A 20964-nucleotide genomic window follows, 5' to 3' on the forward strand; every position below is an offset into this window, starting at 1 on the left:
TTATTGGCATTTAACTGCATAGTCAGCTCGGCTGAATAGTGCGAGCAATATAATAAAATGATATTCATTATTTCGCTGGTTGATGATGACAAATAATAGAGCGAAATATCAACCCTAGTTGCACCATGTTTCAAAATATTACAGAATAGCCGCTTACTCGTATTTTATTAAGAAGAGCAACTAATCGGCATCTGCGGCGCATGCGGAGCAGGTGGTAAGGTATCAAGTTCGGTGGCGATGTCTTGTACGCTATAAGGGGTAGCAAGCAATTCAAAGACTCGATTTAACTCATCAAACTGTTCTTGTTCCGCCGCCATGATAACGCGCTGCGCCATACTATTACGTAGCACATAAACCGGATTATTGCTGCGCATCTCCTCAATAGACGCCTCACTAGATAACGGCTGTAGCGCTGCCAAATACCGTGTTGACCAATCTTGCCAGACTTGCTGCGCCTCATTATTAAACTCAGCAGTCATTATTGTGAGCAGCTGCTGTTCATGAGGATGCTCGTTTGGTGCGACCAAACCCAATAGCGCGCGGAAACTATTGCTATAGTCGAGTAAGTTATCTTCTAACAATGTCAACCATTCAAAAGCGAGAGTCAAACTGTCTTTGGCATGCGGCAATCCCAGCTTACGGCACAGCCCTTGCTGATAATGCTGCATAAAAGTCGCTTCATACGGCGCTAGGCAATCAGCCAAGGTATCGCGCGTGACACCCTCTAGACGCATAAAATGCGGTAGCCAAATATTTAAGTTCCAATGCCCAATGGCAGGCTGATTTTGATAAGCATAGCGTCCGGTATGGTCGGAGTGATTGTTAATCCAAGCAGGATTAAAACGTTCCATAAAACCAAACGGACCAAAGTCTAAGGTGCTACCAGTAATAGATAAGTTATCGGTATTCATCACCCCATGCGCAAAGCCAATCAGCTGCCAGTCCGCAATCATACGTGCGGTACGCTCAACTACGGCTTGTAAAAATGCCAAGACTGGTGTTTCACTATCACGGCATTCTGGATAGTAAGTATCAATCATATAGTCGGTAAACTCGCCGAGCAGGTCAGGGGCAAAGCTGGCAATCCACTCAACATGACCGAAGCGAATGTGACTGTCAGCAACGCGCATCAAGGCTGCTCCCGCTTCCAGTCGTTCGCGGCGCACTTTGGTATCTGATACCACAAAGCCCAAGGCATTAGACGAGGGGATGCCAAGTTGGGTCAGCGCATGACCGCATAAATATTCGCGGATGGTACTACGCAGTACCGCGCGACCATCGCCCATCCGTGAGTAAGGGGTTAGACCAGCGCCCTTGAGATGTAAGTCCTGCAATTGGCCGTTATTATCGAGTACTTGTGCCATGAGTAAACCACGGCCATCGCCCAATTGTCCCGCCCATTGTCCAAACTGATGACCAGCATAGGCCATCGATAGCGGCTGAAACTGAGCTGGCACATATTGACCACCCAATATCTCAACCCAACGCGCCATTAAATCTTCATCATCAAGCCAGCCCAATTGCTCGGCAACTTGGGTGTTAAAGTGACCAGCGCGCGGATTGTCGAGCGGTGTCGGCGGCTGCTCATGATAAAGGCGGGTGTCTAATTTGACATAAGTATTTTGATAGCGCATAGCTGCCGTTCCAATATAGGGGAGTAGGTTAATAAGGTGGTAGATATCGATTGGTCGCTCTATAAATATAGATGCAAATAGTGAGTGCTGATATTCATGAACTCACTATACCATAGCCTTAATAATGCCGCGTTTCACTCTGTCCATCTCTTGTAATTAGTCCACGAATCATTACCATAAAAAAACCCCCTATCTTTACAGATAGAGGGCAGGAGAGACTGATAATGAAGGAGTTAAATCAGTAATCTTTATAAATACTTAAGCTGCTTTTGGGCTTTGACCGATAGAGCGAAACGCATTTTTTAGATTGCTGTTATGCGCCAGTATTTTTTGTTCAACCTTGGCATAATCCTGTTTTAGCGTTTCTTCAACTTCATGCAAGCGATCAGCAAATTCAGTCTTTTTCAGCTCAATGGTTTTGGCTTTTAGCGCTTGCCATTCTTCAACCGTCTGCGTAAAGGCATCGTATTCAAACTTAATACGATCTTGGAAACTCTTCATCGCATGAGGAATATCAAGTCCGTTTGCGGTGGCATTATCAATCTGCTGTTGGGCTTTCTTGAACTGCATTTGCACTTCAGCATGCTTGATGGTGGTGTCGTCAACCGTACGCAATTCACTCGTTAAACCAAGTTTAGATAGGCCAACAATCAACCATTTAGTTGGGTCATATTGCCACCATTTCACACCATTACGATAGTCGTATTGGAAGAAGTGATGATAGTTATGATAACCCTCACCCCAAGTAAAGATAGCAAGGAAGAAGTTATCACGCGCACTATTGGTGTCGGTATAAGGACGCGTACCAAACATATGGCATAGCGAGTTAATAAAGAAGGTAAAGTGATGGGTCAATACCAAGCGCAGTAGACCTGCCAAGATTAACGTACCCCAAACATCACCGATTAACCAACCAACCGCAGCGACCATCGCAACGTTGGTTGCCAATACCCATAAACCATAATATTTGTGCTGAATCTGCAGCACTTTATCTTTGGTTAAGTCAGGAATGTTTTTATAGTCAAAGCGCCCGCTAGGGTAATTACGTAGCATCCAGCCAATGTGGCTAAAGAAAAACCCACGCTGTGCTGAATAAGGGTCATCCATGCGATCATCAACATGACGGTGATGGGTACGGTGACCTGACACCCAGTCAAAGGCTGAGCCTTGAACCGCAAGGGTTGAGCCTAGCAATAGGAAGTTTTTTACCAAAGGATGGGCTTTATACGCACGGTGCGACAGTAGGCGATGATAGCCTGCGGTAATACTAATACCTGTCCAGACCATAAAAGCACCAAACACACCCCAAACAGGCGCACTAACCTGATGGGTCAGTAAGTACCATGGCGTAATGACTGCCGCAGCAATAGGCGTTGTAATAAGGAAAATCGCTGGTACCAAGTTTATCGGCGATTTTTGGAATTCAAGCTCCAGAGGATCGATGCCTTCATCGTTGCTCGCTGCATTGGCATTTTTATAGCCGCTGGTGGTCGCAAACTGCGTATCGGCAGCGTCGTCAGTTTTGCTTTTGCTAGTATCAAGCCACGTCTTTACGCGTAGTGCTTGAGTGCCAGCGTGCTGTATAAGCGTATCACCCGACTTCATGGCCAAACGTAAGCCCTTAAGTGGTAAGCCTATTACTTTTTTAGCAATCATGTAATATTCCTAACGGTATTAATTTTAGACCCCATATTACCTGAAAAGAAAGACAAAGTGAACAGTTATACACTAGAAAAATATTGCTAAATAACAATAACTTGTATGAGTTATGGAATGTATTATCGTAAATAACCCAAGACTTATCAGCAATTTAGTAAAAGTGTAAGTACGATGGTAGATATGTAGGGTATTAAACTATGGTAGTCATTAAAAAAGATGTTCATTAAAACAGGCAATCATTAAAAGAGGCGTAGGTTATATATAGGTAGCAAAAGGTTGCATGAGCATAAATAACCCCTTCTATCTATGAATAGATAGGTGATGTGAGCAAATAGGTTATGTAAGTAAATAAGTTGGATAGTCAGTGATAATGACATCGACTTGCCACGCGATCAATTGTTCAATCGTGTTGCTATCATTGACTGTCCACGCACTGATAGGCAAGTTATAACGATGACAGTGGGCAATGACTGCTTGATTCAGCAGCGGATAGTGAATACCGAGTTGCACACAGCCAAGTTGCAGCGCAGTATTAGATGCCGTGATCAAGGTTTCAGGCGTCCGAATCAATAAACCACGCGGTATATGCTGCAACAGCTTATTGCGTTGCAGTCCGGCGTGCAGCTCGACATCAAAGCTGGTCAACACGATAGGCAAGCTGGCAAGCGGACTATCGATTAGCTCGGTCATCAAAGCGTTAATTAGCTTGCGATAATCTGTGCGCTCATGAGTCTTAATCTCAAGCTCGATATAACTAAAGCCTTCTAATGCAGATGCTATATGCGCTAACGGCGTAATCTTATGGCCAGATTGCTTATGATCCAATTGCGAATAGCGCTCAATTTCAGCCAGGCTTAACTGATCGATACGTGATTGCTGCGCGCACATACGTTGTAAATTGTCATCGTGAAAGACCATTAAGTGACCATCCGCAGTCAACTGTACATCGAATTCCACACCGGCTAAGCCCGCCGTTTGCAGATTTTGCGCAAGCTTAAAACCTGCTACGGTATTTTCTACTGCTTCACCGCGCGCGCCGCGATGGCCTAATAAAAGCGTGTTTTTAAAATTTATCATTATCAATAACTATCAAATATTTTACCGCCATCATATCGCCTCTAGAAAACTGGGTCTAATAAAATATTTGCCGGATAGCAGATTCATCACTTATATGAGATGCGCCAATAACTTACGCCATTATTTCCCTAGGTATTTGTTGCGTTTTTGCAACCAAACCTCGATTTTAGCCCTAATGTTAGGCGTTATTTGTATATCGATAGGCTACACTGATGACCATTTAATTCAAACACCGTATAATAATGTGGTTTTCAAAACTTGCACGATGACTGTTAATTGTTACGATTGCTAATTGTTAGTTACGATTTTAGCGTGATGGTTTCAGTGTGAGTCTTTGAATGTTAAACAATGTCCATCAGTGGCGGTACGAATCAGTAAATTGGAGCAAAGTAAAGATGAGCGTAGCAAATAAGAGTTTGAGCAAATGGTATAAGGTTGCTGGTATTGGCATCGCCTGCAGTTTAGCGCTGGCTGGCTGTGACCGCTCAGAAAAAGAAGAGACGACGGAGACAGCAGAGCTAACCGAAGACACCACTGCTAGCGAAAACGCTGCTGCTACTGCGGTTAGCTGTGATGACCCAATGGTACAAGATCGCCTCAAATCCGCTTTAAAAAATACGCTCAATCAACAAGGACAAACGCTGGCTGCAAGCTACGCCAACGATGCTGAGATTGGTTTAAATGGCGGCGCTGTCACTGAGAAAACCAATGGTATCGTCATCGATGTCCAAAATGCCGCAGTTTTACAAGCAGCCAATGCCAATGGCATGACCACGTGTCAGGCGAGCGTCAGCATGACCTTGCCAAGTGAAGATTTATATCAAGCCAGCCAGCTGCAAGCGGCCAACAATCAGCCAAGCTTGCAGTCTCGTTTAGCCAATGACAATATCCGTATCAATAACAATATGCTAGTTGATGATGCCTTTACTTATGTCGTTGGTACGCAAGGTGGTCAAGTACGTACGCGTATCGCAGGGCAGCCGGCGTTGATTACGGTCGTATCAGAAGTGGTGGCAGGCTCAGTCTTTCAGTCGGCGCTAGAAGAGCAGCGTGCCCAGCGCGCTGCCCAGCAAGCTGAACGTCGCCGTCAAGCTGCGCAAAATAACAACGACAGCCAACCGCGTCAGCCAAGACAAGTCACGCCAGTAACTCCTGTGCGTCCAACTCAACCTGCTACGCCACCGACTGTGAAGCAAAGTAATCAAGATAGCAGCAGTCAAAGCTCTAGTAGTCAGAGTAGCAATAGTCAGAACAGTCAAAGCAGTAACCAAGCTGCCGCAACGCCTAGTACGTCAGCGCCTGTGACTCCAGCCACACCTAAGTCAGTACCTAAAGATGAAAGTATCGACATGGTGATTATTGAAGATAAAAACGCCACTTATTAATAAAATGTCAGTAGTTACTGTTTAAGCCTAGAGTTTGAAATAAAAACGCCCGCAACCATCGTAAGTTGCGGGCGTTTTGCTTGCTAGATTTAGTCTTTGGCTAATAATGTAAGGGTTAAGCTTACGCTATTTATTATCAGCGAATTTCTGTAGTACTTGACTGTCCCATAATACTTCAGAAACTTGCTCAGGGTCCGTACAGAAACGGGCGGCAACAAACAGCCAATCAGATAAGCGATTGATAAAGCTGACCGCCGTAGGACGGATTGCTTGTGGGCGCTGCTGTTGCAATAATACTGCTTGACGCTCAGCGCGGCGACAGACGGTACGTGCCACATGCAGTTGACTGACAAGCACTGAGCCTGTCGGTAAGATAAAATCTTTCAACGCTGGCAAGGTGCTATTCATCGCATCAATTTGCTGCTCTAACCAGTCGATATGGACGGCGCTCACGCCTTCATATTCTGGCATGGCAAGCTCGCCACCGATATTAAATAGCAAATGCTGAATAATCACTAACGCTTGCGCAAAATCGGCTTCTTTATTTACGTCAGTTGAAGTTTGCGTCAATTGCGCGCGGATTAAACCTATGTGTGAATTGAGCTCATCGATATCACCCATCACGCTAAATAGATTGTCCGCTTTACTCACGCGGCTGCCATCTGCCATGCCGGTGGTGCCGTCATCTCCGGTACGTGTATATATTTTGCTTAAACGATTGCCCATGTTTGCATCCTTAGCGGTCGGTGTTTTTTATCATTGCGAGTCTTAGTTGTGCGCTCATTGTAGTATTTTACGAGCATTTTCGCTAAGATAATGGGTTAAGTTTTATATTGCTGTGCTCCTTAGGGTCATAATCACGTTAAAATCTTTTATAGATAGACATTTTATGACCACGGAATCCAGTATGGATATGCTCGTTTATTTCTTATACTTTTAATCAAAAGGCTTTTCTACTATGACCACACCTCTTGCAGACGCTATGTCTCAGCTTGCCATTTACGACTCACTCACTGGGCGCAAGCAGTCATTCAAACCGCTTGTTGCGGGCAAAGTAGGCATGTATGTGTGCGGGATGACGGTCTATGATTATTGTCATATCGGTCATGCGCGGATGATGGTTGCCTTTGATATGGCGGTACGCTGGCTCAAACAATTGGGTTATGACGTTAATTATGTGCGTAATATCACCGATATTGATGACAAAATCATCACCCGTGCTGCCGAAAACGGCGAAGAGATTGGCGCATTAACCCAGCGTTTTATTGCAGCGATGCACGAAGACTTTGCGGCACTTGGTTGCTTATCGCCTGATGCCGAGCCGCGTGCGACCGACCATATCGATGAGATGCAGCAGATGATTGGCAATTTGGTCAGTAATGATTACGCTTACGCTGGCGATAATGGCGATGTCTATTATGCGGTCGATAGCTTCCCTGATTATGGCAAATTATCCAAGCGCAATTTGGACGATATGCAAGCGGGCTCGCGCGTTGATGTCGAAAATGACAAGCGCAATCCGTTTGACTTTGTCCTATGGAAAGCGGCAAAACCTGGTGAGCCACAATGGGCATCGCCATGGGGTCAAGGACGTCCGGGCTGGCATATTGAATGCTCGGCGATGTCGACCAAATGCCTTGGCAATACTTTTGATATTCATGGCGGCGGTCATGATTTACAGTTTCCGCATCATGAAAATGAGATAGCACAATCGGAAGCGGCGACGGGCTGCGAATACGCACGTAATTGGATGCACGTTGGCTTTATTAATGTCGATGGCGAAAAAATGTCCAAATCTTTGGGTAACTTTGCCACTATTCGTGACGTCATCAAGCATTTCCATCCTGAAACGCTGCGTTTTTTCTTATTATCGAGCCATTACCGCAGCCAAGTAAACTTCTCCGATAGTGCTTTAAATGAAGCCCATAATAGCCTAAGCAGGCTATATCAAGCGTTAAAAGCTGCTGAGCAACAAAAAGGGCAAGCGCTTATTATCAATGATGCGCTGATAACAGCTGCTTATGACAGTGCGGCGGGACAAGACTTTATTAAAGCCATGAACGATGACTTTAATAGCTCAACGGCTATTAGTGTATTGTTTGGCTTGGCACGTGATATCAATAAAGCGATTAAAGTGGAAGACGTAGAGGGTGCATGGCAATTGGCGCAGCAGCTTAAAGCCTTGGCGCAGACGCTAAATATATTGCAGCTGCCAGTACAGCAGTTTCTACAAGCGGTCATCGGTGAGGCGCAAGCAGACGGTTTAAGCGATGCAGCTATTGATGGATTAATCATCGAGCGCGCAGATGCCAAAACCAATAAAAACTTCGCCCGTGCTGATGAGATACGTGAGCAGTTAAAGAATGCTGGTATTGAGCTTGAAGACAGCCGCGCGGGTACGACTTGGCGCCGCGCTTAAATCATATTCTCTATATAACCAATTGTATTGATTAACAGTTTGCCCATAAATTAAGTCAGCTTAGCGCTGGCTTTTTTTTGCCCAGTGCATTAGCTTAATCCTATACTTAATGCAGCAGAGCCTTATCGTATGAAACACTCTCATTGGTCTTTGATTGTTAAAAACCTCCAAATTCTAAATACTGGCAATATTCGTGATGCTAATATTGTTGGTTTTGATAATTGGGAAAAATTTGAGACTTTCAAAAAACTTGAGAGTTTGAATATTATTATGGCGAATGGTAAAAGATTTAATAAGCATTTAAGTATCCGTCACTTTATTCTCAGCATGGCCGTTATTATCCTAAGCATTGTTTATCTGCCTGCTAATGCTGCCAGTACCGATAATACTGCGCCAGAAAACATCGTTGATTATGCCGAGCAACAGCTTGATAAGCTGAAAAGAGAAGGGGTTAGCGCCTCTGCTATTGCCGAAGAGATGATTAGTCCGCTTGAGAAAAAAACCGTGCAGCAAGCGGGCGTGCTACAAGGCGATTCTGGTCTGACGGGCGATTATAACGAAGGCTATTATGCATTAAGTACTCTCAATGCAGGCTTGCCGCCCTTATCTGAGCCACCGAATTTATCGACACCACTGGCAACGTTAGAGTTTTTTCAATCAGCGGTTATAAAGCAGCAGTATGACTTGGCCGCTTATGCGCTCAATATGAACTTGATTGATGAAAAGCGACAAAGCAGCCAAGCAATGGATCTAGTCAAACAGCTTGATTTTTTATTGGTAGAAAAAAAGCTTTATGTATTTGACAAGCTGCCAGATCGCCCAGATGGTTTGATAGAGCCGCCGCTTGGTAGCACGAATAGTATTCAAGGCATTCCTAGGCGTTCGATTCAATTAGGTTATATCGACTATCGCGAGCGCCGCATACCGATACATCTCGAACGCGTTCGCCTTGATGATAGCGCGCCTTTTTGGGTATTTTCTGCGCAGACGGTGGCCAATATCGATAAGCTATACGAGCAATATCAGCCGGCAAAGTTTGAGCGTTATTTGCCCGACTGGACCAAATTAAAAGTCTTTGGTATTGCGATTTGGGAATTTATAGCACTATTCCTATTCTTTTCTTTTACCATGGGTGCCGGTTGGCTATTAAGTAAAGCGGCCGGTAAACTGCTCAATTGGTATGTCTTGGATAAAGAAGGCAACCGACTTGGTACTGTTCATCACAACGGGGTGGAAGATTTAGTCAATAAACTGACCGTACCCTTAACTTTCACCATCAGTTTTTCGTCTGTTTATACCTTGGTATCAGGCGGCTTTCCTTATTTGGATGCCTTAGCGTCATCGACACGACCCATTATTTGGATTGGCTTGGTATTTAGTGCCATGTGGCTTGGCATTCGCGCCATTAATTTCTTTGCCAATCGTTATAAAGATTTGCAAATCGAAAATTTAAGCGAAGAGCAGTTTGATAAAGGCCGCCGCCGTCGCACTTATGTGTCTATCTTCCGCCGCGTTTTTATCTTTGTGATGATTTTAGGCGGAATTTGGATAGGGCTGAGTGAATTTACCAATATCGATGGTTTGGGTAAGACCTTACTCACTTCAGCGGGGATTGCCGGCGCGGTGATAGGTATTGCCGCCCAGCCCATTTTAGGCAATATCATCGCAGGGATGCAGGTCGCCATTACCCAGCCTGTGCGTATCGGCGATACGGTGATGATGGAGGGTGAATGGTGCACGATTGAGGATTTAGGCTACACCTATGCGGTACTAAAAACGTGGGATGAGCGCCGCTTGATTGTGCCTATGCGGCATTTTATCACTGAGATTGTCGAAAACTGGTCGCATACCGAATCGCATCAAACGTCAGTGATTTATTTACATGTCGATTATGGTGCTGATATTGACGCCATTCGACAAAAATACATCGAGCTGGTAAAAGACAATGCGCTATGGGACAGTGAAACTGAGCCTGAGCTGTTTACCGTTTCGGTATCAGAAACCACTATTAAGCTACGCTGTAGCCAAGCGGCTAATAGCCCTATTGATGCATGGACGCTTGAGTGTGAAGTACGTGAGCAGATGCTAGGCTACTTATATAACGAACAAAAAGAGTATTTACCGGCTGAGCGTTTGATTGTCAAAGCAGGTGATGGTTAAGTTTTTTGTTAAAGATTTAAATCTAATATTTTGGTCTATAACAATGCTATTCGATTGTATTTTAAGCTTCTTAAAGAGTGGTTTTATAAATAAGCAGGGAGGATTAATTAGGATTGTGGTTATAGCAAAATAAGCTGACAAATATGTTATGCGAAGGCTTGCCTTATTTGTTATAATATGGCGTTATTTTTAAGGGATAATTCAGTTATTAAGCATCGTTAATCAGACTTTAGGATGTTTAGAGGCGCTGTATTGGCAAATCTACTTACCCAATCGTTTTATTAGCGCTGATAAATAGATAACGTGCCGAGCGAATGTTGGTATTTAGTGTTTGTTCCTCATGGTTTTATCACAATCCGATGGCTTTATCTTCATTTGCATTTTAGCCGGCTGGTTTTGACAAAACATTCGTTTATCGACTTGATACTGCATTGCCCACCCATCAAAATAACCACCACTAGGGGTCTGTATGTTGCGAATTGTCGATGAAGCCTTAACCTTTGATGACGTTTTATTATTGCCAGCTTATTCTGAAATCCTACCAAAAGCTGCTGATTTAACGACCCGCCTAACCAAAAACATCACGCTAAACTTACCAATGATTTCTGCTGCGATGGATACCGTCACTGAGTCTGATATGGCCATTACCATGGCACAGCTTGGTGGACTGGGTATCTTGCATAAGAGCATGGATATCGATAAGCAGGCCATGCAAGTACGTCGTGTCAAAAAATTCGAAGCAGGTACGGTGGTTGACCCTATCACAGTTCATCCAGAGATGACGATTGGTGAGCTACTAAGATTGACCCAAGATAACAATATCTCAGGTGTGCCTGTGGTTGAGAAAGGCACTGATAAAGTAATCGGTATCGTTACCCACCGCGACTGGCGTTTTGAGACCAATTTATCATTGCCAGTCAGTCATATCATGACGCCAAAAGATCAGCTGGTTACCGTCAAAGAAGGGGAGAGCAATGAGAATATCAAAAAACTCCTTCATGAGCACCGTATTGAAAAAGTCATTGTGATTAATGATGATTTTCGTTTGCGTGGTCTGATTACGGTCAATGATTTTACCAAAGCAGAAAACAATCCCAATGCTTGTAAAGATGAGCACGGTCGTCTGCGCGTTGGTGCGGCTGTTGGTACGGGCGCTGATACCCAAGCACGTGTTGAAGCCTTGATTGCAGCTGACGTCGATATCATCGTTGTTGATACGGCGCACGGACATTCAAAAGGCGTAATTGATAAAGTTTCTTGGATTAAAAAGAACTTTCCAAACGTTCAAGTTATCGGCGGTAATATTGCCACTGGTGATGCCGCTTTGGCGTTACGTGATGCTGGTGCGGATGCGGTAAAAGTAGGTATCGGTCCAGGATCTATCTGTACCACGCGCATTATCGCTGGTGTTGGTATGCCACAAATCTCTGCGATTGATAGCGTAGCAAACGCGCTACAAGACAGTATTCCACTGATTGCTGATGGTGGCATTCGCTATTCAGGCGATATGGCAAAAGCCATTGCTGCTGGCGCGTCATGCATCATGGTTGGTTCATTGATGGCGGGCACCGAAGAAGCGCCAGGTGAAGTTGAGCTGTTCCAAGGTCGCTATTATAAAGCCTATCGCGGTATGGGTAGCTTGGGTGCGATGTCAGGTCAAAACGGCTCGTCAGATCGCTATTTCCAAGATGCCAAAGATGGTGTGGAAAAATTGGTACCAGAAGGTATTGAAGGCCGTGTCCCTTATAAAGGTCCAGTTTCTGGCATTGTCAATCAGATGATGGGTGGTCTGCGTTCATCAATGGGTTATACCGGCTGTGCAACCATCGAAGAGATGCGTACTAAGCCACAGTTTGTCAAAGTCACTTCAGCGGGTATGAAAGAATCACACGTCCATGATGTGCAGATTACCAAAGAAGCGCCTAACTACCGTGTCAACTAATAGCATTTTTAACGCTGCCTAAGTGCAAATTTCTGGCTTAGTAGCGTTGTCGTGACGTTGAGATACAAACAGCCAACAATGCCTTGTTATTGTTGGCTGTTTTTTTTGTAAAATACAAGATTGGATTAAGCGTATCTGTATCTACGGCTATGGGCTATGCCTGTACGCACGTCTGGTTTTTACTTTTTAACATTGAGGAATAATAATAATGAGCTACTTTGGCACTGATGGTATTCGCGGAAAATTTGGTGAGTTACCCATTACCCCTGATTTTATTTTAAAGTTAGGTTATGTCACGGGGTTGGTGCTGATAGAAAATAATAATAATCCTGCTCGTAAACCCAGTGTGGTCATTGGTAAAGACACGCGTCTATCAGGTTATGTGATTGAAGGGGCGCTGCAAGCGGGTTTTAATGCCGCCGGTGTCGACGTCCATATGCTAGGGCCGCTACCAACGCCTGCTATTGCGCATCTGACGCGTAGCTTTAATGCTGATGCTGGCGTAGTGATTTCAGCCTCGCACAATCCTTATTTTGATAACGGTATTAAATTCTTTTCAGGTGATGGCAAAAAACTCACCGATGAGCTGCAAAATGCCATCAACGATAAATTGACCGCCATTATGGCTGACTCGGGCAATAACGATGCTCTGATGCCTATTTTAGATCCAGCAAAATTGGGTAAAAACAATCGCATTAATGATGCTAAAGGGCGCTATATTGAGTTTTGCAAAGGCAGCTTTCCTTATCAATATGACTTGGACCATTTAACCGTCGTCGTCGACTGTGCCAATGGCGCAGGCTACAGTGTCGCCCCGCGCGTCATGCGCGAGCTTGGCGCCAATGTCATTGCGATTAATAACAAACCCGATGGTATTAATATCAATGCAAAGTGCGGCTCAACACATCCTGAAAGTTTGCAAAAAGCCGTACTCGAGCATGAAGCCGATGTCGGTATTGCCTTAGATGGTGATGGTGACCGTATCGTGATGGTCGATGAAGCCGGCGAGTTGGTCGATGGCGATGGTATTTTGTACGTGCTTGCTACCCAAGGTCAAACCAAAGCCAAAGGTGTCGTTGGGACATTGATGAGTAATATGGGCTTAGAATTGGCATTAAAAGACGCTGATATTGAGTTTACCCGTGCAAAAGTGGGCGATCGTTATGTAATGCAAGACCTTGAAGCCAATGGTTGGATATTGGGCGGTGAGCCATCTGGTCATATTTTATGCTTGGATAAAAGTCGTACCGGTGATGCCATTATCGCAGGTTTACAAATACTCGCAGTCATGCAGGCACGTGGTAAAGCGCTTAGTGATTTGACCGAAGGTTTTGAAGTATTACCACAAAAATTGGTCAATGTGCGCTTATCGCAAATGCAAGATCCGTTTGAACATGAAGAGCTTGTCAACGCTTTTGATAAAGCCCGCGCTACTTTAGAAGGTCGTGGTCGCCTACTTATCCGTCAGTCAGGTACAGAGCCGATGATTCGGGTCATGGTTGAGTCAGACGATGAGATAGAATGCGATGTGATGGCCAATGATTTGGCCGATAAAATCAAAACGGTTTTAGGCTAAACGTCTTAGTTAAATAGACTTATATTAATAATATTTGAAAGTTAGCGAGAAACAATCATGAGTATGGATTTTACCGATCAGCGCTTATCGTATGAGAAAGGGCAACTCGACCAGCAGTCAGTACCAGACTCACCATTTGAGCTGCTACACGCGTGGATGAATGAAGCGATAGCAGCAGAAGTGCAAGAACCTTATGCGATGAGTTTAGCGACGTGCGGCGCGGACAATAAGCCCAGCGTGCGTATCGTTTTGCTGCGCGAAATTACCGATAAAGGCATCGTGTTTTATACCAATTATGAAAGTGCCAAGGGCCAAGATATCGCCGAAAATCCCAATGCCGAAGCGCTGTTTTTTTGGCATAAGCTTGAGCGTCAAATCCGTATCAGCGGCAGTATTGCTAAAATAGACGCTACTAAATCAGCGGCTTATTTCCAAAAACGTCCGCATGATAGTCAAGTGGGCGCGTGGGTTAGCCAGCCGCAAAGTGGTGAGGTTGCCAATCGCGAGGTCATGGAGCAAACGTTTGAGCAGTTGCAAAATGATTATCCAGCAGACAGTCAAGTGCCAACCCCTGAGTTTTGGGGTGGCTATGAGATTACGATTGAGAGCATCGAGTTTTGGCAAGGCCGCGCCAATCGTATGCATGACCGCATTGTTTATACGCAAGATAAGAGTGGCACGGGCGACGCGGCAAAATGGACAACCAAACGCTTGTTACCATAAAATTAGCTCATTTAAGCTAAAATCTACTGAAAATAAGATATTGCAAAAATCAAAAAGCCTCTTTAAACCTAACACGTTAGGCATTTAAAGAGGCTTTTTTTGCGCTGATTTTTAGCCTAATTTCTTGCATTAATTTCTTGCATTAACTTTTTGCTTTGGTATCGACATTCACTGACACTGACATACCTGGACGTAACTGCGCAAGGTTAGGCTGGTTTTGGTCTAAATCAATTCTAACAGGAACGCGCTGGGCAATTTTGATATAGTTACCCGTCGCAGGGTTGGCCGCGCCTGCGCTAAATTCGCTGCCCGTTGCAGGCGAGATATTACTGACATGACCGCTAAATTTGGCACCGCCAAGGGCATCGACATGAATGGTAGCGGGCTCACCGATACGCATATTGGCTACTTGCGTTTCTTTAAAGTTGGCAATAATCCATACGCCTTTTGGTACGATATACATCAGCTGCGTACCAGCGCTCACGTATTGTCCTTCTTTGACACTGATTTGACTCAGCTGCCCAGATTCCGGTGCCTTAATAACGGTATTGTCTAAATTAATCTGAGCTTGCTTAGCACCGGCTTCTGCACTCTTAATATTGGCATCTAAAGATGAGCGGCTACCGCTGGTCTTCTCGCTTGCCTCACGAGCCACTTGTAAATTCGCTTCTGCTTGTTGCACGTTGGCCTGCGCTTTTGCAAGTTGCGCTTTGATATGCGCCACTTCTGCCTTTGAGACCGCGCCGATAGCGTCTAAACCTTGATAGCGTTTGACATCCTCACGCGCACTGTCGACGCTGACTTTAGCACTATATAAGTCCGCCTCGCGTGCTTCGATTTGCGCTTGGCTGCTTCCTGTATCCTGCGCATTACTAGCGCGATTGGTCACAGCGATTTCAATGTTTGCCTGCGCTTGCTCAAGCTGCTGCCTAAAAGTACGATCGTCTATTTTGATTAATAAATCACCTTCTTTAACATTGGCAAAATCCTCAACCGCCACCTCAGTCACGTAGCCAGATACTTGCGGACTGATAATGGTGGTTTGTCCTTTAATAAAGGCATTATTGGTCTGCTGGACCGTCGGGGTAAAAGGCGGCAGCTTCCAAGCGTACAAAATTAACGCCACGCCAATCAGAATCAAGGCGATTAGTATGCCTAAATTTAAATAAGATTTCTTCTTTGGCGACCAGCCGTCGCTGCTAGGAATCGGCTCCTTTGGCGGCATAGGCGGCATGGACGACTCATCACTGTCAGTAAGACTCTCATTAACAATACTCTCGTCATTAACAATACTTTCGTTATTTACGAGCCTGTCGTTAGCTGATTTATCTATATTGACCGCAGCACTTGGATGATTTGTTGTATTAGGAGCATGAGTGTCGTTGGTTAGCGCGTCAGAGGCAGGCTTAGGGTTTTGGTTAAGCTCATCAGATTTTTCTTGACTCATGCCGCGCTCCTAAAGTTTGAATAGTTATCATAAGTTTTTTTTGCATTTGTTAATATGTTAAGTGGCATTTTTAAATGAAGAAAATGCTTTAATTATTCGGGCTATTTTGCTTCGCGCATTTTTGCAATCGCTGCCAATTCTTTAGCCAATGGATTACGTTTATGGTAGCGATGATACAAGTAATTTAGTAATAAAATCAGCGTTGTGATGGAGGCGATAATTGCCATAAGAAAAAATAAATCAGCATAGGCGGCGACAGTCGCTTGGCGCTGAATACCTTGCAATACTTGTCCCATCGCTGCGACATTTGCTTGATTGGCATCCGTGATTTGGGTAGATAACATACGACCTGCGCCTGCAACTTGTGCCATTAAGGCCGGGTCGCCTAAATTAAACGAGCTGACCATATCAGCGTAGTGTATCTGTGTACGTATGGTGGTAAACGCTTGAATCGCTGCCGCGCCTGCAAGTCCGCCAATGGTCTGCGAGATGCTAAAAATAACCGAAAAACTTATAATGTAAGCAGGGCCGTTAGCGATAGCGCGAAACATCCCTTCAAAAACCATGGGACCCATAAAGTAAACGGCAGCAAAGGCAATCATAAATTGACTGACATAAAACATATAAGGGGCAGAATTTAGCGAAATATCTGTATCTAGCCAGGCGCCAACCGCAATCAGGGCGACAGCGAAAATGACTGGACGGCGTAAATCCATCGCATTGGTCCTAAAAATACTGATGACCAAGGCCAGAACGCTGGCGGCAAGTATCACCGCATAAAAGGTAATCAACTGATCATTTCCGTAGCCCAAATTGGCCAATAAACCTGCTGCACCGACATTTTGCTCGGATAATAAAATACGCATCACTGCACCCGTTATCGTAAAAGCGATGATATTGCGGCTACGCATCCAGCGCACTTGTAACATTGGGTTTTTACGGTGCGTTTCAATCCATAAGGCGATGCTAATCGTCACCACCGCGATGATGAGCGGATAGCTCAGCCAAGGCGTCGTCCACCACTGGATACGCCCTTGTACCAAAAAGACTGCCAAGGCTGCAAGACCGCTGGCAAAAAACGCAAAGCTTAAAAAATCCAGTTTTTCGAATACTTTTTCGGTATTGCCGGGTGGTAGCTCTAAGATATTAATCAGGGCAAAGCAAATCAGGGTTAAGCCCAATTCAAACAAAAATAGCGTTTCAAGCTGGCCGTCGGCCGCAAGATATGGCGAGATAATCCTTGAGAGAGGAATGCCAAATTGTACTAAGCCAAACCCCAAAATCAGACCGCTAATGCGTTTGGCGGTTGGCATACCTTGCAGGCAATAAAAAATAGCCAATACCGTCATGGCACTAGCAACCATACCGCTTAAGCCGCGGGCGATGATTTCTAGATAATAAGGCTCAATGATAATAGCGCTGGTGTCTAAGAGATGGCTACTGACCAACCATTGTAAACTGGTGGCCGCCAACAGTGAGAACAGGGTGATTTTGCTAAAGAGCGCCATACCAAATTGCTGACGGATTTTGTATAGCAGCACGGTGATACAAGCATTGGTCATATTATAGGCGACCGATATCCAGCCACCTTCGACTGGCGTCAAGCCCATTTCACCTTGGATTTGGGTCAGATTTGCCACCAATAAACCATTTTGAAAGCTGGCGGTGATGCCAATAAAAATACCAATCAATAGATAAAATACTTTGCGGCGCGTAGGATGGTCGGGTGTGGCGGGAGAACCCACCATAAAGGGTTGTTCGTGCGGTTTGAATTGGTATTCATTGCTCATTGTCTATCGCCACCTGCTAAAAGTAGAAAGATAAAGTGACATCGTAGGATTCCTAGACGAGTAATAATTGGACGAGCTATTATCAAATTGAGCCATAAGTGCTTCATTTAGTAGCTATAAATAGTAGCTATAAAAAATAAAAAATAAAAAATAAAAAACAGTCAAAGGACTGTTTGCATTATTTTATCATGATTTCAATTTGAGACTATTTAGTGATTGTACTTTTTTAGTTTAAAAAGGTGAGAGCGTCATAGTTATTTTTATGCTTAAAGATATAAATAATTCCACTTTTATTTAGAGTTTTTGCTCGAAGGTCTTCTTAGCTAAACTTATTTATGTAATTTAACAAATGTCGATTTTTTATAAATATGGCGCTTGACTGGGCTAGGCTCTGGGTACAAACTATGATGCTGATATATCCTCTTTTTAGAGGCATAATAACAGTATTATAAGAAATACAAGGTCGTATTCAATGGCCGTTACAAGGAAAGTAAAATGGATTTTGCCCACATTATTCCGCCGAAAGCTCCGAGTGCGTGGCTTGATATGGACGCGCTCGATCATAATATAACACTGGTCAACCAAAAAACTAAGTCTGTTCAACTACGCTTGGCGACCAAATCTATTCGCTCTATCGACGTTCTGCATTACATCAAAGACAAATCTCCTAACTTTATCGGCCTAATGTCTTATGCGGCCGACGAATCAGTATATCTGTTAGAAAATGGCTTTGATAATATTCTCTGCGCTTATCCAACTCTTGATATGGCGAGCGTCGCGGCAACGTTTGACTATACCAAACAGGGCGCGACCATGATTTGGATGGTTGATCGCCCTGAGCATGTTGATGTACTTAATGAAGTCGGCAAAATTCATGATGTTGTTATTGATGTTTGTCTCGATATCAATATGTCGATGCCGCTGCCAAAGCTCTATTTCGGTACCAAGCGCTCGGCATTGATGAGCATAAAAGACGTTAAAAAACTCCTAAAGCATATCAAAAAATGCCGCCATATTAATGTCAGTGCGGCAATGGGTTATGAGGCACAAATCGCTGGTTTGCCTGAGCATTTACCGGGTAAAGCCTTATTGTCGCCAGCCATCCGCTTATTAAAAAGCCGCTCACAAAAACAAGTTAGTAAACGTCGCTGCTCAATCGTTGAATATCTCAATAAACAAGGTTATACCTTGAAGCTCGTCAACGGTGGCGGTAGCGGCAGTATGGATTTTACTTCAAGCCAGCCTGAAGTGAGCGAGATAACCGTGGGTTCTGCGTATTATAAACCGGCTTATTTCGATTATATGGATAGCATGCATGAGTTTCAGCCAGCCGCTGGATTTGTGCTGCCCGTGACGCGTCAACCTGAAAAAAATGTCATCACTTGTCATAGCGGCGGCTTTATTGCCTCAGGTGCGGCAGGCGCGGACAAAGCGCCAGTGATACATTATCCAGAATATTTATCCTTATTAAACGATGAAGGCTTTGGCGAAGTACAAACGCCGATGGCCATCTCTAAAGCTAAAAAAGATGGCAACACACCTCGTTTTAGTATCGGTGATGTGGTTTGGTGCCGCCATGCAAAGGCAGGCGAGCTGTGTGAACATTTTAATGAGCTTATTTGTTATCGACACTCTGCTCAATCTACAACAGATGGTTTTGCAAGAAGCGAAGGAACGCGTCCAATAATAAATACAAAAACCAAAAACCAAATAATGACAACCTACCGAGGAGAGGGCAAATGTTTTCATTAAGACTGTGGCAAGGAAGCAATGAATGGCAAAATTGGGTCGGTTATGAACGTGCTACACCTGAGCAAAAACTTACTCCCTCATCGGTTGCAGAGCTACAAGATATCGTTAAAAACGCACGGGCAAATAAAAAGCGCGTTAGAGTCACGGGCGCGGCGCATTCGTTTAGTGGTTGCGCAAAACCTGAAGAAATTGCCGTCAGTCTGCATAATATGCGCGGTCTTATCTCGGTGGATAAAGAAGCGAAGCTTGCTACTTTACATGCTGGCACCTATTTATATGAAATTGGCGCCGCCCTTAAAGAGCATGGTTTGGCGTTAGAAAATATGGGCGATGTGCAAGCGCAAACTATCGCTGGTGCTGCCAGTACGGCGACCCATGGCACAGGAATTACTTTAGGCTCCATTGCCAATCAAGTAGTGACATGGGAGTGGGTCGATGGCAAAGGAGAAGTACATACCCATCATCGCGGCGATCCGAAAACCGATGAGTTAGGTAATGCCTTGCATGCAAGCCTTGGTATGCTTGGTATTTTTACCAAATTAACCCTTAAAGTAGTCGACCTATACGGGCTTAAAGAAGCCAATGAGGTGTTAGATTTTGAAGAAGGATTGGCGCGCTTTCATGAAACGGCGCATAGCCATCGTCATTTAGAATGGTTTTTATTTCCTGGTACCAATAAAATTCAGCAAAAGACGCTGTCGGTGATAGCGCCCAAAGCCATGACGGGCACGCAAAAGCTTAAAGACCATTTTGATAGCGTTGTTACCCTTAACGGCGCTTTTTATGTGCTGTGCGAGCTGGCACGTATGAAGCCGTCGCTGACCCAAAAGGTGAGTGAAATCTCCGCAAACTCTATCCCTAATACCAAGCGTGAAGGTTATAGCTATGAGGTGTTTCCGACACCGCGCGGCGTCAAGTTCAATGAGTCTGAGTACTTTATTAAGCTATCTGATTTTGATGAATGTATCTCAGAGGTCAATCATATTTTATTAAAAGACAATAAAGGCTCGCACTTTCCCATCGAAGTGCGCACGCATAAAGGCGAGACTGGTATGCTCAGTCCCACGCAGGGAGAGGATTGCGCGGTATTGTCCTTCCATGTCTATAAAGGCATGGACTGTGAGCCGTTATTTAAATGGCTATATGATTATATGAAAAAATGGCAGGGTCGACCGCATTGGGGTAAAGTAAATAAATTGAACCATGTGGAGCTACAAAATCTGTATCCAAAGCTCAATCGCTTTTTAGAGATTCGCCGAGAGTTTGACCCTGATAATGTCTTTATGAATAGCTGGCTTGAGCAAAAATTTTGTATTTAAAGTATTCATAAATGGCTTAAGTTTCAATCAGGCATAAAAAAACAGCTCTTTAAGAGCTGTTTTTTTATATTAAACAATAAA

At 44.4% G+C, this 20964-nt stretch carries 14 protein-coding genes; 8 read left to right on the plus strand and 6 right to left on the minus strand.

The genetic code is table 11. The features are described 5' to 3' along the window. Positions 1–167: 167 nt before the first annotated feature. From JMX50_RS07245 to JMX50_RS07255, 3 genes are all read right to left on the minus strand, one after another. The gene (locus tag JMX50_RS07245; protein ID WP_201629029.1) at positions 168–1634 is read right to left on the minus strand and encodes a protein adenylyltransferase SelO; all 1467 of its coding nucleotides are present in this window, start codon (positions 1632–1634) and stop codon (positions 168–170) included. Positions 1635–1892: 258 nt separating this feature from the next. Continuing rightward, positions 1893–3068 (minus strand): acyl-CoA desaturase, encoded by a 1176-nt coding sequence (locus JMX50_RS07250; RefSeq protein WP_406947528.1) that lies wholly within the window; start codon positions 3066–3068, stop codon positions 1893–1895. 561 nt (positions 3069–3629) lie between these two features. Continuing rightward, on the minus strand, positions 3630–4370 hold the full coding sequence (locus JMX50_RS07255) for a glycerophosphodiester phosphodiesterase (protein ID WP_201629030.1): 741 nt from the start codon (positions 4368–4370) through the stop codon (positions 3630–3632). Between the two features lie 395 nt (positions 4371–4765). On the opposite strand from JMX50_RS07255, the gene JMX50_RS07260 reads away from it, so the two are divergent. Further along, the gene (locus JMX50_RS07260; RefSeq protein ID WP_201619380.1) at positions 4766–5755 is read left to right on the plus strand and encodes a hypothetical protein; all 990 of its coding nucleotides are present in this window, start codon (positions 4766–4768) and stop codon (positions 5753–5755) included. A gap of 126 nt (positions 5756–5881) precedes the next feature. Here the strand turns inward: JMX50_RS07260 and JMX50_RS07265 are convergent, their stop codons facing one another. Beyond that, on the minus strand, positions 5882–6481 hold the full coding sequence (locus JMX50_RS07265; protein WP_201629031.1) for a cob(I)yrinic acid a,c-diamide adenosyltransferase: 600 nt from the start codon (positions 6479–6481) through the stop codon (positions 5882–5884). 232 nt (positions 6482–6713) lie between these two features. Here JMX50_RS07265 and cysS point away from each other — a divergent pair, with 232 nt between their 5' ends. From cysS to pdxH, 5 genes are all read left to right on the plus strand, one after another. Continuing rightward, positions 6714–8174, plus strand: a complete 1461-nt coding sequence (gene cysS, locus JMX50_RS07270) for a cysteine--tRNA ligase (protein ID WP_201629032.1) — start codon at positions 6714–6716, stop codon at positions 8172–8174. Positions 8175–8303: 129 nt separating this feature from the next. Then, entirely contained in the window at positions 8304–10334 is a 2031-nt protein-coding gene (locus tag JMX50_RS07275) for a mechanosensitive ion channel family protein (RefSeq protein WP_227670960.1), read from the plus strand. Between the two features lie 469 nt (positions 10335–10803). Beyond that, positions 10804–12276 carry an IMP dehydrogenase gene (gene guaB, locus JMX50_RS07280; protein WP_201565811.1) on the plus strand — a complete coding sequence of 491 codons (1473 nt, stop codon included), beginning with the start codon at positions 10804–10806 and terminating at the stop codon, positions 12274–12276. 208 nt (positions 12277–12484) lie between these two features. Next, on the plus strand, positions 12485–13852 hold the full coding sequence (gene glmM, locus JMX50_RS07285; protein ID WP_201629033.1) for a phosphoglucosamine mutase: 1368 nt from the start codon (positions 12485–12487) through the stop codon (positions 13850–13852). Positions 13853–13915: 63 nt separating this feature from the next. Continuing rightward, positions 13916–14575, plus strand: coding sequence for a pyridoxamine 5'-phosphate oxidase (gene pdxH / locus JMX50_RS07290; protein ID WP_201542509.1), 660 nt, complete (start codon positions 13916–13918; stop codon positions 14573–14575). A gap of 142 nt (positions 14576–14717) precedes the next feature. On the opposite strand, the gene JMX50_RS07295 is transcribed toward pdxH, so the two are convergent. Both JMX50_RS07295 and JMX50_RS07300 read right to left on the minus strand, forming a co-directional pair. After that, the gene (locus tag JMX50_RS07295; RefSeq protein WP_201629034.1) at positions 14718–16022 is read right to left on the minus strand and encodes an HlyD family secretion protein; all 1305 of its coding nucleotides are present in this window, start codon (positions 16020–16022) and stop codon (positions 14718–14720) included. Positions 16023–16123: 101 nt separating this feature from the next. Then, entirely contained in the window at positions 16124–17812 is a 1689-nt protein-coding gene (locus JMX50_RS07300) for an MFS transporter (protein ID WP_193030353.1), read from the minus strand. Between the two features lie 495 nt (positions 17813–18307). Between JMX50_RS07300 and JMX50_RS07305 the strand changes: the two genes are divergently transcribed. Continuing rightward, positions 18308–19564 carry an alanine racemase gene (locus JMX50_RS07305; protein WP_201629035.1) on the plus strand — a complete coding sequence of 419 codons (1257 nt, stop codon included), beginning with the start codon at positions 18308–18310 and terminating at the stop codon, positions 19562–19564. Then, positions 19552–20883, plus strand: coding sequence for a D-arabinono-1,4-lactone oxidase (locus tag JMX50_RS07310; RefSeq protein WP_201629036.1), 1332 nt, complete (start codon positions 19552–19554; stop codon positions 20881–20883). Before JMX50_RS07305 ends, JMX50_RS07310 begins: the two co-directional genes overlap by 13 nt. The last annotated feature ends 81 nt before the right edge of the window (positions 20884–20964 follow it).

The organism is Psychrobacter maritimus (assembly GCF_904846345.1).
Taxonomy (GTDB): Bacteria; Pseudomonadota; Gammaproteobacteria; order Pseudomonadales; family Moraxellaceae; genus Psychrobacter; species Psychrobacter maritimus.